This window comes from Microbispora cellulosiformans (assembly GCF_008728085.1).
Lineage (GTDB): Bacteria > Actinomycetota > Actinomycetes > Streptosporangiales > Streptosporangiaceae > Microbispora > Microbispora amethystogenes.
Genome location: NZ_VYTZ01000006.1, coordinates 483,671 through 498,306, shown reverse-complemented (window position 1 = coordinate 498,306; position 14,636 = coordinate 483,671). Strand labels below are relative to the sequence as shown.

Annotated in this window: 9 protein-coding genes; 6 read left to right on the top strand and 3 right to left on the bottom strand. The window is 72.8% G+C overall.

The genetic code is table 11. The features are described 5' to 3' along the window. The first annotated feature begins 30 nt into the window (after positions 1–30). A complete protein-coding gene (locus F5972_RS19270; RefSeq protein ID WP_225311637.1) occupies positions 31–1,254 on the top strand; it encodes a benzoate/H(+) symporter BenE family transporter in 1,224 nt (407 codons plus the stop codon). A 101-nt stretch (positions 1,255–1,355) separates the two neighbouring features. On the opposite strand, the gene F5972_RS19265 is transcribed toward F5972_RS19270, so the two are convergent. Next, the gene (locus F5972_RS19265) at positions 1,356–4,172 is read right to left on the bottom strand and encodes an ATP-binding protein (protein WP_150934930.1); all 2,817 of its coding nucleotides are present in this window, start codon (positions 4,170–4,172) and stop codon (positions 1,356–1,358) included. A 202-nt stretch (positions 4,173–4,374) separates the two neighbouring features. Between F5972_RS19265 and F5972_RS19260 the strand changes: the two genes are divergently transcribed. The 5 genes from F5972_RS19260 (at position 4,375) to F5972_RS19240 (ending at position 12,704) form a co-directional block, all read left to right on the top strand. Continuing rightward, positions 4,375–4,731, top strand: a complete 357-nt coding sequence (locus F5972_RS19260) for a VOC family protein (protein ID WP_150934929.1) — start codon at positions 4,375–4,377, stop codon at positions 4,729–4,731. A gap of 71 nt (positions 4,732–4,802) precedes the next feature. After that, positions 4,803–5,414 (top strand): VOC family protein, encoded by a 612-nt coding sequence (locus F5972_RS19255; RefSeq protein WP_150934928.1) that lies wholly within the window; start codon positions 4,803–4,805, stop codon positions 5,412–5,414. Between the two features lie 203 nt (positions 5,415–5,617). Continuing rightward, entirely contained in the window at positions 5,618–7,276 is a 1,659-nt protein-coding gene (locus tag F5972_RS19250) for a TIGR03767 family metallophosphoesterase (RefSeq protein WP_150934927.1), read from the top strand. 202 nt (positions 7,277–7,478) lie between these two features. After that, the gene (locus F5972_RS19245) at positions 7,479–8,711 is read left to right on the top strand and encodes a cytochrome P450 family protein (protein ID WP_150934926.1); all 1,233 of its coding nucleotides are present in this window, start codon (positions 7,479–7,481) and stop codon (positions 8,709–8,711) included. Positions 8,712–9,344: 633 nt separating this feature from the next. Then, a complete protein-coding gene (locus tag F5972_RS19240; protein WP_191910208.1) occupies positions 9,345–12,704 on the top strand; it encodes an AfsR/SARP family transcriptional regulator in 3,360 nt (1,119 codons plus the stop codon). 41 nt (positions 12,705–12,745) lie between these two features. Here the strand turns inward: F5972_RS19240 and F5972_RS19235 are convergent, their stop codons facing one another. Both F5972_RS19235 and F5972_RS19230 read right to left on the bottom strand, forming a co-directional pair. After that, entirely contained in the window at positions 12,746–13,483 is a 738-nt protein-coding gene (locus F5972_RS19235; protein ID WP_150934924.1) for a hypothetical protein, read from the bottom strand. Next, positions 13,426–14,427: a DUF6745 domain-containing protein gene (locus tag F5972_RS19230; RefSeq protein WP_150934923.1), complete on the bottom strand. Its 1,002-nt coding sequence runs from the start codon at positions 14,425–14,427 to the stop codon at positions 13,426–13,428. Before F5972_RS19230 ends, F5972_RS19235 begins: the two co-directional genes overlap by 58 nt. Positions 14,428–14,636: the final 209 nt, after the last annotated feature.

The following is a 14,636-nucleotide window of genomic DNA, read 5'->3' as shown; positions in this document are numbered from 1 at the left end:
ACGGAACGGTCGGATCGCGGGGAGGGACGGGTGCGGAATCTGCAGCCGGTGCTCGCCGGACTGGTCAGCGCCGTCGTCGGGTACGCAAGCTCGTTCTCCGTGGTCCTCGCCGGCCTCCAGGCGGTCGGTGCCGACTCGCGGCAGGCGGCCTCCGGCCTGCTCGCGCTCTGCACCGGCATCGCCGTCTCCGCCGCCGTCCTGTCCGTGCGGTATCGCATGCCCGTCGCGATCGCGTGGTCCACTCCGGGCGCCGCGCTGCTCGTCTCGGCCGGTCAGGTGACCGGCGGCTACCCGGCGGCGATCGGGGCCTTCGCCGTGTGCGGGGTCCTGACCGTGCTCGCCGGGCTCGTCCCGTGGCTGGCCCGCGGCGTCGCCGCGATCCCCGGCCCCATCGCGGCGGCCATGCTCGCCGGGGTCCTGGTCCCGCTGTGCACCGCCCCGCTCCGTGCGATGGCCGACGTCCCGCTGCTGGCCGGGCCGGTCATCCTGACCTGGGCGGTGCTGATGCGGTACGCCCGGCAGTGGGCGGTCGCCGGGGCGCTGGTCGCGGCCGTGGCCGGCCTCGCGATCAGCGGCGCCGCGTTCCCCGCCGCGTCCCTGCGCCCCGACCCGGTGTTCACGATGCCCGCCGTGACCCTGCCGGCCCTCGTCGGCATCGCGCTGCCGCTGTTCCTGGTGACCATGGCGGGACAGAACGTGCCCGGGGCGGCCGTCCTCTCCACCTATGGCTACTCGGTGCCGCTGCGCGGCGCACTGGTGACGACGGGGCTCGTCAGCACGGCCGCCGCGCCGTTCGGCGGGCACGCCGTCAACCTCGCCGCCATCACCGCCGCCATGACCGCCGGGCCCGACGCCCATCCCGACCCGGCCCGCCGCTGGGTCGCCACCCTGGCCCTCGGCGCCGGGCAGCTCACGCTGGGGCTGGGCGCCGCCTTCGCCACCGCGCTCGTCGTGGCCTCGCCCCCGGTGCTGGTCACCGCCGTGGCCGGGCTCGCGCTCCTCCCGGCCCTCGCCACCTCGCTCGCCACCGCCTTCACCGGGACGGAGCGGCGGGAGGCGGCCGCGGTCACCTTCGTCGTCACCGCCTCGGCGACCTCCATCGCGGGCGTCGGGTCGGCCTTCTGGGGACTGATCGCCGGATCGCTCGCGCTCCTGCTCACCCGGCGCCGTACGGCACCGCCGTCAGCCGGGCAGCCGCCGGCATCGGCCGAGCCGATGCCACACGCGGAAAGCGAGCCGGCACGCTCCGCATAGGTGGCGGACGTCCCGGCGGTCGAGAATCACCGGCCTGGAGTGTGGAGCCGGGCCCACCGGCGCCGGGCCCGCCCACGCGCCGTACGAGGTGGTCAACGGCTTCAGGCAGGAGCCATCGGGGCGAAGCCGAGGCCGGCGAGCACTGCCTCGCCGCGCTCGGCATGGTCGCCGCCGGCGAGCACCATGGTCCGCGCGGACTGGTAGCGGCAGCCGGCGGCGTCGAACGCGTCCGCCGTGGCCAGCAGCGCCTCCTGCTCGCCGTCGAACAGGGCTCCGGCTCGCTCCACGATGGCGCCGGCGACCGGGTTGCCGGCCACGATGGTCCGGGCCTCGTCCAGACGGTCGCGGGCGTCGGGGCTCCCGGCGAGCACGGCGGCCTCGGTGCGGAGCGCGACGTACCAGTGGTGCCAGATCCAGGTGACCCACTTCCACACCTGCCCGGCCTCGGGGCCCATCCGTTCCAGCGCCTCCGGCGCCTGCCCGCGGTGCAGCAGGAGCAACGCGTCGAAGACTGCCCCGTAGCCGTAGGCGCCCTCCGGCGGGGTGCCGAGCTGCCCCAGGATCTCCTGCCATTCGCGCCGGGCCCTCTGGTCGTCGCGCATGCCGTGGATCATCGCCACACCGGCCACCGCCGGGCGGAGGATCGACCGGGCGGGGCTGCCCGCCCGCCGCCACCCGTCGAGGAACCGGACGCTGCCGGCGAGCACCTCGTCGACGTTGCCCGCCAGCGCGTCGACCATCAGCAGCCGGCACGTGGCGCGGTGACCGACCTCCGCGAGCGACGGGTGGTCGGCCAGCCGGCGTGCCCATCGGCGGGCGCCCGGCACATCCCCCGCACCGAGGCCGGCCTCGGTGACCATGGCGAGCGCGTCGATCAGCTCGTGAGTGCCGGACGGCGAGATCGGCAGGGACGACAGGAGCGTGATCCGGCGCCGTGCCGTGCCGGCGGCGCCGAACGCGTCACCGGCCCAGCTCAGAGCGCCGGTCAGCGCGTCGAGCGCCGCCGACTCGGCGAGCGGGTCGCCGGTCCGGCGGGCGAGCTCGACCGCGCGCTCGGCGCGCGCGATCGTCTCCGGCACCTCGTTCTCGGACGGGCCCTGGGCGGCGCCGAACGCGTCGGTGAGCACCCCCGCCTCGGCCAGCGCCACCGCCGCCCGCGCGGCCGGATCGTCGCCGGCGCGCTCCCGCGCCTCACCGACCAGCGTGAGCGCCTCCTCCCGGGACGGGAGCCGCACGAACGTGGTCGAGAACCTGAACGCGACGGTGGCGGCGGTCGCCAGGTCGGCGGCGGCGCCGGCGCCGTCCCCCGACCTGCGGGCGGCATCGGCGGCCGCGCGGCGCAGGCGGTACATGTCATCACCGATCGTCCGGCAGCCGGCCACGGCCGCGGCCTGCCGGAGCATCGACGCGCTGTCGGCGGGGTCGCCGGCGAGTTCGGCCGCCTGCTCGTAGCGCCGCTGGGACTCACCGGTCAGGTGACGGGTGAAGGTCAGCTCCGCCAGATGCCGGGCGAGCTCGTACGCGTCCGCGCGCCGCTCCGGCCGGTCGGCCGCCCACGCCAGGGCCGCGCGGAGGTCGTCGGCCACCAGGTCGAACCGGGCCCGCCAGTCCGCTCGTACGACCGTCAGGCCGGCGGCCTGGGTCAGGCACCAGCGCAGGTGCCGGGACCGGGCGTCGGCCAGCTCACCGGCCTCGGCGAGGCGCTCCGTCCCGTACTGCCGGATGGTCTCCAGCGCCCGGTACGCGGTCCCGCCCGGGGACGCGGTCACCACCAGCAGACTCTGTTCGGCGAGCCGGGCCAGGCCGTCGGCGACGATGCCTTCGTCGGCCGTGCCCGCCTCGGCCGTGCCTCCCTCGAACCGGGCCACCTCCGCGGCCGCCGCGGCGGTGAACGGCGCCATGAACACCGACATCTGGCGAAGCAGCGCCCGGTCGGCCGGCTCCAGGAGGGCGTGGCTCCAGTCCAGTGCCGCCCGCACCGAGCGGTGCCGTTCGTCGGCGCGGGAGCCGCCGGTGAGCATCCGCAGCGGGTGGGACAGGGCGGCGGTGATGCCGTCGAGCCCGAGCGTGGGATACCGGGCGGCGGCCAGCTCGATCGCCAGCGCCATTCCGTCCAGCCGCGCGCAGATAGCGGCGATCTGGTCGCGCAGCGGAGGATCCAGCGGCCAGCCGACCGCCGCCGCCCGCTCCATGAACAACGCCACCGCGTCCGACTCGCCGTCGACGGCCAGCGACAGCGGCGGAACCGGATAAATCCGCTCGAACGGCACCATCAGCCGGGCCCGGCTGGTCGCCAGCACGGTCACCCGAGGGCACGTCGCCAGCAGCCGTTCGAGAAACAGCGCCACCCCCTCCGTCACGTGCTCGCAGTTGTCCAGCACCAGCAGCACATGACGGTCGGCCAGGGCGGCGACCACGGAATCGGTCATGTCACGGCCGGGCTGCTCACCGAGACCGACCGCCCCGGCGACCGCGGTAGCGATCAGGCCCGAATCGGTGACCGGGACGAGGTCGACGAACCACACCCCGTCGGAGTACTCGCCGGCGGCTTCCGCCACCACCGCCAGCGCGAGCCGGGTCTTGCCCACTCCGCCGGGGCCGACGGCGGTCACCTGCCGGTGCGCCTTGATCATCTCGGTCAGCTCGGCCCGCTCGCTCACCCGGCCGACGAACGAGGTCAGCGGGGCCGGCAGGACCGGCGCCGGATGCGAAGGAGCGGCACCGGCCGCCTCGGGCGCACGCCGGGCGAGCGCCCGCCGATCCGGCGCGCGCAGCTTGCGGAGCAGCGAGGAGACGTGACTCTCCACGGTCCGCACCGAGAGGCACAGCCGTGCCGCGATCTCGGCGTTGCTGAGATGGGCGCCGACCAGTTCGAGCACCTCGGCTTCCCGAGGTGAGATCTCCGCTCCTGTACCCATTGGGCTCATTTTGGCGTATCCGCTCCGCGTCCCCATCCGCGACGGCCACCGTCCGCGCTCCGTGCCGCCCATGTGGCCTCGATCCGTGGCCGCTTCCGTAGCCGGTTCCGTGGTCAGCACGGATGTGGCCCCGCCAGGCCGGGAGGAAGGCTGTGACCACGCACCCAGCGGGTCGATGTGACCCACCACCACAGGAGTGACCATGACCGACGTCTCCCCCAACGTGATCAGGACCGTGCTGCACCCCGTGTCCGACCTGGCCAGGGCCAAGGCGGTGTACGCGGCCGTGCTCGGCATCCCGCCGCAGGCCGAGTCGCCGTACTACGTCGGCTTCGACGTGGAGGGCCAGCACATCGGACTGGTGCCGGACGGCGGACCGCAGGGCATGACCTCGCCGGTGGCCTACTGGCACGTACCGGACATCGAGGCGAAGCTGGCCGAGGTGATCGCCGCTGGGGCCATCGTGAAGGAGGCCGCGCACGAAGTGGGGGGCGGCCGCCTGGTGGCCACCGTCACCGACCCCGACGGCAACGTCCTCGGGCTCCTGCAGGACCGGTGAGCCGCCGGCCTCCCCCTGCCGATCCGCAGCCCGGCCACCACGCCGAACTTACCTCTCTGAAAGGACCCGCCATGACCTCCTTCACGTCCGTCACCCTCGAAGTTCCCGACCCCACGGCCGCCGGCGCCTTCTACGACGCCTTCGGTCTGGGCCCGTACGTGAACGTACGCGCCTCGGACGCGCCGGCGACCGGCTTCCGCGGGTTCGCGCTGTCGCTCGTGGCGTCGCAGCCGGGCGACGTCGACGCCCTCATCGGCGCCGCCCTCGACGCCGGCGCCACGACACTGAAGCCCGCCGCGAAGGGGTTCTGGGGCTATGGCGGCGTCGTACGCGCCCCGGACGGGACGATCTGCAAGATCGCGACCTCGAACAAGAAGGACACCGGCCCCGCCGCCCGGCGCGTCGACCAGGTCGCGCTTCTGCTGGGGGTGGCGGACGTCAAGGCCAGCAAGCGCTTCTACGTCGACCGCGGTCTGGCCGTGGCCAAGAGTTTCGGCGGCAGATACGTCGAGTTCGACACCCCGGCGTCGGCCGTCACGCTGGCGCTCTACCCGCGCCGCGCCCTCGCCAAGGACACCGGCGTCTCCCAGGAGGGCACGGGATCACACCGGATCGTGATCGGCGGTGACGCCGGGCCCTTCACCGACCCGGACGGGTTCGTCTGGGAGGCGGCATCCGCCTGAGACAGAGGCAGGCCGACACCGCTCTTCTGAACGGCGGGAGAGCGGCAGGCTTCCGGCCCGCAGCCGCCAGATGTCGTGTCACCTGCGGCTATTTCTAGGCGTTATATGGCTGGTCGGCGTTTCAGCCGTGTTAGGCCGGGAGTCATTCTCACTGTCAAACATCCCCAGTGGACGTTCGCCTCGACGCCACCTCTGGGGAAATCATGGATCCCGCCCTCAGCCGCCGCGCCTTCCTCCTCGCCTCCGGAGCGACCGCCTCAGGCGTCGCGCTGGAGATCGCTCTCCCCGCCGCCCCGGCCGCCTCCTCGATCGTGACGCCCTCGGCCACGACGCCGATGACGACGGTCCGCACCGTCGCCCGGCCGCACGGCACCGGCGCGTACCGCAGGCTGGCCGACGGCCCCGGCTGGCGGCGGGTGACCCGCACCGACCTGGCCGACGCCGGGAAGGACAGGGCCGAACGCCGTACGGTGCTGGCCTGCTTCGTCCAGTTCACCGACCTGCACATCACCGACGCGCAGAACCCCCAGCGCTACGAGTTCCTGCGCGCCGGAGACCTGGGCTCCTGGCGCCCGCACGAGGCACTGACCGCCGTCGGCGCCGTCTCGCTGATCGAGCAGATCAACACCCTGCGGTACGGCCCGGCCACCCGCGCGCCGATCGGTTTCGTCATGACCACCGGCGACAACACCGACAACAACTCCCGGATCGAGATGGAGTGGTTCCTCACCGCCATGACCGGCGGCCGCTTCACCCCGAACACCGGCGACCCCGGCGCGTACGAGGGCGTGCAGGACTCCGGCCTGGGCCTCTACTGGCAGCCCGACTCCGGCCTGCGCGACGTCGACAAGCGGGCCGGATTCCCGCACCTGGAGGGCTTCCTGAAGGCGGCCGTCCGCGAGGTGAGCAGCCCCGGCCTGGCCGTGCCGTGGTATTCCACCATCGGCAACCACGACCAGCTCTTCGGCGGCGCCTACTCCGGGGCCGGCGGCTTCTTCGCCGACCTGGCGACCGGCTCGCGCAAACTCTTCGACCTGCCCGCGTCCGAGGCCGGCGCCGTCTACCGGGCGCTGCGCCGGGGCGACCCCACGGGCGCCCGCTTCCGCGCCGCCTGGAAGCGCTACCGGGGCAGGACCCGCACGGTCACCGCCGACGAGCGCCGCGCCCCCCTGAGCCCGCACGCCTACATCGCCGCCCACCTCGACCCGGCGTACACCGGCTCGGGACCCGTCGGCCACGGCTACACCCGGGACAACCTCGACAGCGGCCGGCTGGACTACTCCTTCCGGATCGCCGACGGGGTCGTCGGCATCAGCCTGGACACCACCGACCGCGGCGGCGACTACCGCGGATCGGTCGGCACCCGGCAGCTCGCCTGGCTGGAGCGGACCCTGAAGACCCATGCCGACGACACCGCGCTGATCTTCAGCCACCACCCGAGCTGGGCCATGACCAACCTCACCCCCAACCCGGCCCGGCCCGGCGAGAAGCGCCACAGCGGGCAGGAGCTGCTCGCGGTGCTGAGGAAGCACCGCAACGTGGCCGCGTGGATCAACGGGCACTCCCACCTCAACAGGATCGTCCCCCATGGCGGCCTCTGGGAGATCTCCACCGCCTCCCACGTCGACTACCCCCAGCTGGCGAGGGTCGTCGAGCTGGCCGACAACCACGACGGGACGCTGTCGCTGTTCACCACGCTGGTGGAGTCGGCCGCGCCGCACCGCACCGACTTCACCGACCTGTCCCAGAGCGGTCTGGCCGCGCTCTACCGCGAGCTCTCGTTCAACTCCCCCGGCATCCGGAGCGGCCTCGCGGGTCTGCCCGGCGACCGCAACACCGAGCTCCTGCTGAAGAAGCACTGAGGCGGGGCCGGCTGGCGGGGACCGGCAGGCGACGGCGCGGAACGCACACCCCGCGGGGCCTTCCTCATGGCAAGTGTTGTCGTAGACGGCCGGTTGCCGGAGCGTAATCTTGTCAGTGACAAGATGGGTCGGGCGGCGTGACGCCTTGGACCCCGGACGACTCCCCCGACCGGCCAGTTCCCGCTACGCGACAAGGACGACCATGTCAGAATCACCCGTCGCCGCCCCGTTCACCGCACCGTACTTCCAGAATCCCTATCCCACGTACGAATGGCTCAGGGACCACCATCCCGTCCACCCGGTGACCGTTCCGGGAACGGACGTGCGGGTATGGCTGATCAGCCGTCACGACGACGTGCGCGCGGCCTTCACGGACGAGCGGATCAGCAACGACGCCAGGTGGGCGACCGAGCGGTTCCGTAAGGCCGGACTGGTCCTGGGCGCCGGCGGGGACATCGACCGCTCGATGTCCACCGTGGATCCGCCCGAGCACACCCGCTACCGGAAGCTCGCGGCGAGCACCTTCACCGCGGCCCGCGTCCAGCGCTGGGAGCACATCGTGCAGGAGATCGTGGACGACCTGCTCGACGACCTGCTCGACGACCTGTCCGGCGATCCTCGGCCGGAGGCCGCGGTCGACCTTCTGGACCGCTTCGCGACACCGATGGCCGTATCGGTCATCTGCGAGGTGATGGGCATACCGTCCGCTGACCGCAAGAGTCTGCGCGAATGGGGCGACGTCATCTTCACCGCCGATCCGGCGCGCCGGGGCGAGGCGGTGGACGCGGCCGCGGCGCTGGCCGGCTACATGCGGGAGCTGATCGCCGCCAAGAGGAAGAGGCTGTCCCCCGACCTGATGTCCGCGCTGATCCTCGCTCACGACGGCGAAGGACTGACCGAGACAGAGCTTGTGGCGTCGTGCGCCGGCCTCGTCATCGCGGGTTACGAGACCACCATCGGCCTGACCGGGACGGCCGTGCTCACGCTCCTCGACAATCCCGGGGCGATGCGGGAACTGCGCGACGACCCGTCCCTGGCGGGCGCCATGGTGGATGAGGTCCTGCGTTACGACGGCGCCGCCACCACCTCGCTGTGGCGCTTCGCGAAGGAGGACATCGAGATCAGAGGGACGACGATTCCCGCCCACGACGCGATGTTCCTTCTCATCGGATCCGCGAACAGGGATCCTCGACGGTTCGCCGATCCCGACACCTTCGATCTGCACCGGGCCGACAAGCAGAGCCTCGCGTTCGGCCACGGGATTCACCGGTGCGTCGGCGCGGCCCTGGGACGCCTCGAACTCAGGGTGAGCGTCGCCGCCGTGCTGGAGCGGTTCTCCGGCATCGAGCTCGCGGTGGACAGGAGCGAGATCCGGTACAAGCCCCTGGTGGGAATACGCGGGCCCATGTCGCTCCCCCTGATTCTCCGGCCTTGAGCCGCCCGCCGTACGAGCTCTCGCTTCGTACGCGGCGATTTCACCTGCTCCGGGCCGTCCATAAGGCGGCGCCCGGAGTCGTGGCCCCCGAACGGCCTGTTCCCGTGGGCATGGGGCTTTAGCGAACCACAAGAAATTCGCAAGACATGGCGTGACCGTCACGATGCCCGTGTCTCCCCGGGCACGCACGGCTCACCCTCCGCGCGACGCCGCGCCCGGCGATCTCGCCATGTGCCCTCGCGAGCGTGCTCAGCCCGGGCCGGCCGCGCCGCGTCCGAACGCGCGACCTCCTCCCCCGGCGCCCGCTGCCGCGACCGTGCCGCCCGGCCGGCTCTCCGCGGCCCCCCGAGACCTGCCCGCGGTCCGAGGGCCGCCGCGGGGAGTACGCGCGTCCCCGGAGGCCGCGGCACCGCGCAGTCGCGCACAATCAGCTCCTAATTCAGCTCCAAGTCGGATTCAGGAGACTCTCATCCGTCAAGTCCGTCAACCGGGCGAGGAGGGTTACGGAAGTAGCGAGGGCGATTTCCTCCTGTCACAGATTCATGACATTTGTTGCAAAAGCCCTATAAGGGATATTTCATGCATCAAGAGGATCCCGAAGCAGTCGTATCTACTGGCCGACAAGGTGGGGGCATGGATTTCCGCGTCCTGGGACCCTTCGAAGTACGTGACGACAGCGGGGCCCTCGTCGGCCTCGGCGGCCCACGACAACGAGCCGTCCTGGCCCGGCTGGTGCTGGCCGCGGGAGCGGTCGTCTCCACGGACACCCTGATCGACGATCTCTATCAGGGGACGCCGCCCACGACCGCCCTGGCATCGCTCCACGTCTACGTGTCGAACCTGCGCCGGGCGATAGAGCCGGGGCGGGCGCCACGCACACCCCCGCGGCTTCTCGTCGCACGACGGCCGGGCTACCTGCTGGACACCTCCGGCATCGACGCGCTGCGGCTGGCCGCGCTCGTCGCCGACGCCGAACACCGCCCGCCCGAGCAGGCCCTGCCCCGGTTGGACGAGGCTCTCGCGCTCTGGCGCGGCACGCCGTACGGCGAGTTCTCCGGCGAGCTCTGGGCGGTCACCGAAGTGAACCGCCTGCGCGAGTTGCACCTGGTGGCGATGGAACGCCGCGCCGAGGCACAGCTGGACCTCGGCCGTCCGCAGGCGGTGATCAACGATCTGGAGGCCCAGACCAGCAGGCATCCGCTGCGGGAACGTCTGTGGTGGCTGCTCGCCCTCGCTCTCTACCGCTCCGGCCGGCAGGCCGACGCCCTCGGCACGCTGCGCAGGGCCAGAGGGCTCATCGTCGCCCAGCTCGGTCTCGACCCCGGCCCCGAGCTGCAGACCCTCGAAGACGACATCCTCCGGCAGGCCCAGTCGCTGGCGCACGCGCCGAACCCCGCCTCACCGAACCCCGCCTCACCGAGCCATGTCTCGCCGGCTCCCGCCGCGCCGCCCGTCGTCCTCGCCAAGACCCCGCCGCCGCCGAGGATCGGCCGGGACCGGCAACTCGCGGGGATGGAGGGCCTCCTCCACCGCGGCGACGTGAACACCATCGTGGTGAGCGGCGAGCCCGGCATAGGAAAGACGTGGCTCCTGGAGGCGTTCCGCGAGCGCTGCTCCGAGCTCGGCCGTGTCGCGCTCTGGGGCGGCTGCCAGGAGATCGAGGGAGCCCTGCCGCTCTGGCCCTGGATCCAGGTGCTCAGGTCTCTCTCGCAGGTCCATCCGCCTCTGGACCGGCAGGCGCTCACCGGCCTGCTCGACGAGGAGGCGCCCGCGGGCTCCACCGTGGGCGCGAAGATGCATCGGCACCGCGCCATCGCCGACTGGCTCGTCGCCACCGCGCGGATCCAGCCTCTCGTGATCATCTTCGACGACCTCCACTGGGCCGATCTCGCCACGCTCGAACTGCTCGGCGACGTGATGGCGCTCATCAGGGACTCGCGCGAGTATGTGCCCCTCACGATGGTCGTGGCGTTCCGGGACAGCGGTGACCTCTCCGCGGTCGAGCGCGTCGTGAGCCGGCTCGCCCGTCACGACCTGCTCCGTCTCCGCCTGGCCGGGCTCGACGCCGCAGCCGTACAGGCGCTGGCCGCCGCGACGGGCTCCCGGCTCGACGACGAGACCGCGCGCCGGCTGACCCTGCGTACCGGCGGCAACCCGTTCTTCATCCGTGAGACGCTGCGGATGCTCGCGCACGGCCACCCGCTGGACGGGCTGCCCGACGCGGTCGCCAGCCTGATCCGCCAGCGGCTGGCGGAGGTCGGCCCGCAGGTGACCGACGTGCTGAGGGTCGCCGCGGTCATCGGCAGGGAGTTCGATCCCGACGTCGTCGCCCAGATCTGCCGGACGGGCTCCTACGACCTGCTCGATCACGCGGTCAGGGCCGGGCTGATCCTGGCCACGGCCAACCGGATGGCCTTCACCCACGACCTGGTCAGGGAGACCCTCATCCGCGGGATCCCTCCGTTGCGCAAGGCGACCATCCACCGCGAGGCGATGAACGCGCTCGCCACGCGTCCGGCGGTGGACCTCGCCGTCATCGCCCATCACGCGATCGAGGCGGGTCCCGCCGCGTACGCCGAGGCGGTGCACTGGGCGCGGGCGATGGCCGAGCAGGCGACGCTCCGCCTCGCCTACGAGGAGGCCGCCATGTGGTGGTCCCACGCGGTCAAGGCCCACGGCGCGTCCGCCGGTGATCCGGCCGACCACGTGGAGCTTCTGCTCCGGCAGGCAAAGGCGCTGCTCGAAGCGGGAGACGCCCTCGGCGCCAGGAAGGTGCGCGCCCAGGCGATACGCACCGCCGACCGGGCCGGCGACCGTGCCACCGACGGGGGCGGCCCCCTGCTGGTCGCTCGCGCGCTGACCGCGCTGGACGCCCCGTCGATCTGGAACCTGCGTAATCCGTACCAGGAGGTGGAGCTTCAGCTGGTGCACCGGTTCGAGCTCGCGCTCAGGACGATGCCGGAAAGCGACAGTCCCGAGCGGGCCCGCCTGCTCGGCGGGCTCGCCCAGGAGCTGTACGACGGCACCGACGACACGCGCTGCGACCTCTACTCCGCGGAGGCCGTCGAGATGGCACGGCGGCTCGACGATCCGCAACTGCTGATGCGGATACTGAACGCGCGCTACCTGTCGCTCCCGAGCAGCATCTACGTGGAGCAGTCCCTGGACATCGCCGAGGAGATCGGCGCGCTCGCGCGGCGCACGCAGACGCCCGAGTTCGAGCTCCTCTCGGAGATGATGCTCACCTACCGCCGCATGGAGTTGTTCGACCTGACGGGAGCGGACCAGGCGGCCGCCCGATGCGACGAGATCCTCAACCGGATGCCCCTGCCGTGGCCGCGCTTCCAGCACACGGTGTGGCGCGCGGGGCGTCTCGCCGTCGCCGGGCGGTTCGACGACGCCGAGGCCATGTACGCGGCCGCGGAGAGGCAGGCCGAGCACATCGGCATGTGGTACGCCGGATCGATCGTGGCCTTGGGCCGCGTCCTCCTCCACTACCAGCGCGGGACGATAGCCGACGCGGAGCCCCTCATCGACGTGATCGCCGACGTCCACCCCAGCGCGGAGCAACTGCTGCGGGTGCTCATGCTGTGCGCGCAGGACAGGCTGGAGGAGGCGCAGAAGCTCGCGGCCGGAGGATGGGTGCCGCCGCCACTCGACTGGGCCTGGCTCACCCTGACCTGCCTCCAGGCGGCGGCGCAGGCGGCGGTCGGGGACGTCGAGGCGTGTGAGGCCACCTACACCGTCCTCGTGCCCTACGGCGGGCGGGTGTCGGTGGGGGCCTCCATCGCCTTCCTCGGGCCGGTTGACTGGTTCCTGGCGTTGCTCGCGTCGACCGTGGGCGACCCGGCCTCCGCCACGCGCCATCTGCTGCGGCTCGGACGGCTGGCGGGCCGAGCCGGCCTGACCATGTGGCGCAACCGCGTGATGGCGGTCGCCGGTCTGGCGATCTCACCCGTGCGGTGGGACGCGACGGTCGTGAGAGCCGGCTGACGCCCGGGTCACCGGCGTTCCGGCCGCCGCCGCGGATCGTCTCACCGCGCCTTGCCGCCGGCCTCCAGATCGGCTCGCGCGAGGTCCCAGCACTCCGTCAGGAACTCGGCGGAACAGGCCAGCGCGGTCTTCCCCACCGCGGTCATCCGGCCGAGCGCGCCCGGGTGCCCGGTCAGGCCGAAGCCGAGACGGCGCCGCCGCAGACCCAGCTGGTCGCCCTGCCGGCCGATCAGAGCGGCCAGGAAACCACAGCAGCCCGAATCACGCCCGAAGACCCGCCGGCAGTTCTCCAGGAGGGCGGGACCGGCCGTCACCAGCACCCGGGCGACCTCGTAGTCGACGGCGGCCCCGCAGTAGGGGGCCGGACCGCGGACGACGTTCTCACGGAGCCGCACGTAGAACTCGGCGGCGGCCGGCGGGGGCGTCGCCAGGAGGGCTTCCACGTCAGGCCGCTCGCCGTACCGCCCCTGCCACCAGTCCGCAGCGGCGTGGACCGACTCCAGCAGCATCGCCACGGTGTCCGCGCCGGGCGCGTCCGTGTCCGGCGCCTCCTCCGGCCGCCCCGTCTCCGCCGGGCGGTCTCCCGGGCTCTCGTCCAGGAGCCGCCATCCCTCGTGCCGGCTCAGGTAGACGCCGTGCGCACCGGCCCGCAGGAACCATCGGGCGAACAGATCGCTCTCGCAGTCAGGCGCCAGCAATCGGGCCAGAACCCGGTCTCCGGTCACGAGGCGGCGCTCCGGCTCCAGCGCCGCCTCGTAACGGTCCAGGGCCTCCTCCATCGGTCACCCCCTCGGCGTCCCGAAGCGGGTGATTCGGCGGCACAGTGCTCCCGGCCCGAGGACTCGGCCGCGCACCTGCGGATCTCCGGGTCGGCCTCTCTCCTGATCACCTCCGGAGCGGGGTCCGTGATGACCCACTCGGGCACCGGCGTTCCGTGCCAGGCGTGGAGCGCGTGTCCGTCGGGCCAGGACAGCGCGGGCCCGGTCGCGCTGTGGAGGCGCTCCTGCTCGTCCCGGCACAGGACCGCGGGCCGTTCGGACAGGACGACGCCGTCCGCCGACGGGATCCACCAGCCGACGTGACGGGCGACGGCGGCGAACGCCTCGAGCCGCTCGTCCCGCATCCGCGTGACGCGGAGCGCGCACGTGTAGAGCGCCATCCAGTACGCGTCCCGCCAGACGTCCTGGACCCCGCCCAGATGACCGCACGACAACGAGGGGAACCGGGCGTCGAGCCGGCTCAGGACAGGGCCGCGCAATCGCACCCCGAAGCGGTGCCACAGCGGTTCCCTGAGCCGGGACGCGATCTGGGTGCGGAGCTCGTCCCACGCCCGCGTCCCGAGTTCGTCCCGGAGGCGGCGGGCCAGCCGGTCCTCCAACCCGCTCCACGGACTGCTCCGGTGCCGGCGACGCAGCTCCCGGCGCAGTTCCGCCACGAGCCCGGGTGACGACGACTCGTCCGGGAGACGATACGGGCCCGGGGCCGGGGTGCCGCCGACGCAGGCCCGCAGGCAGGCGACCGGAGAGCCGGCCCACACGATCCGGCCCGGCGGCTCCGACCGCATCACCGCGTACGCCTCGCGGACCGCCCGCTCCGCCGCGCTCCGGTCGGCCGGGTCCGTCGACAGGCCGATCTCCGTCCACGTCGCGCGGACATCGGCGATCAGTGCCTCGTGTTCCTCGGTGAGGACGCCATCGGATCTCCGCGGTGGCTGAGCATTCATCCGGTCTCCAGCGGGAGCGACATCGGGTTTCGCGTTCCGGTACGTCCACGGGAACGCGGCCGGTTCCCGCACCCAGGCTCGCCCGGCGCCCTAGTCGGCCACTTGGACACGCTCCCCCAGGCCCTTAAAGGATCTAAAGCCGCCTGATCGCGGATCCGTCCCGCGGGCCGGCGGGCGGCGGCACGGCCGGCCCGGAATCGAGGGACATC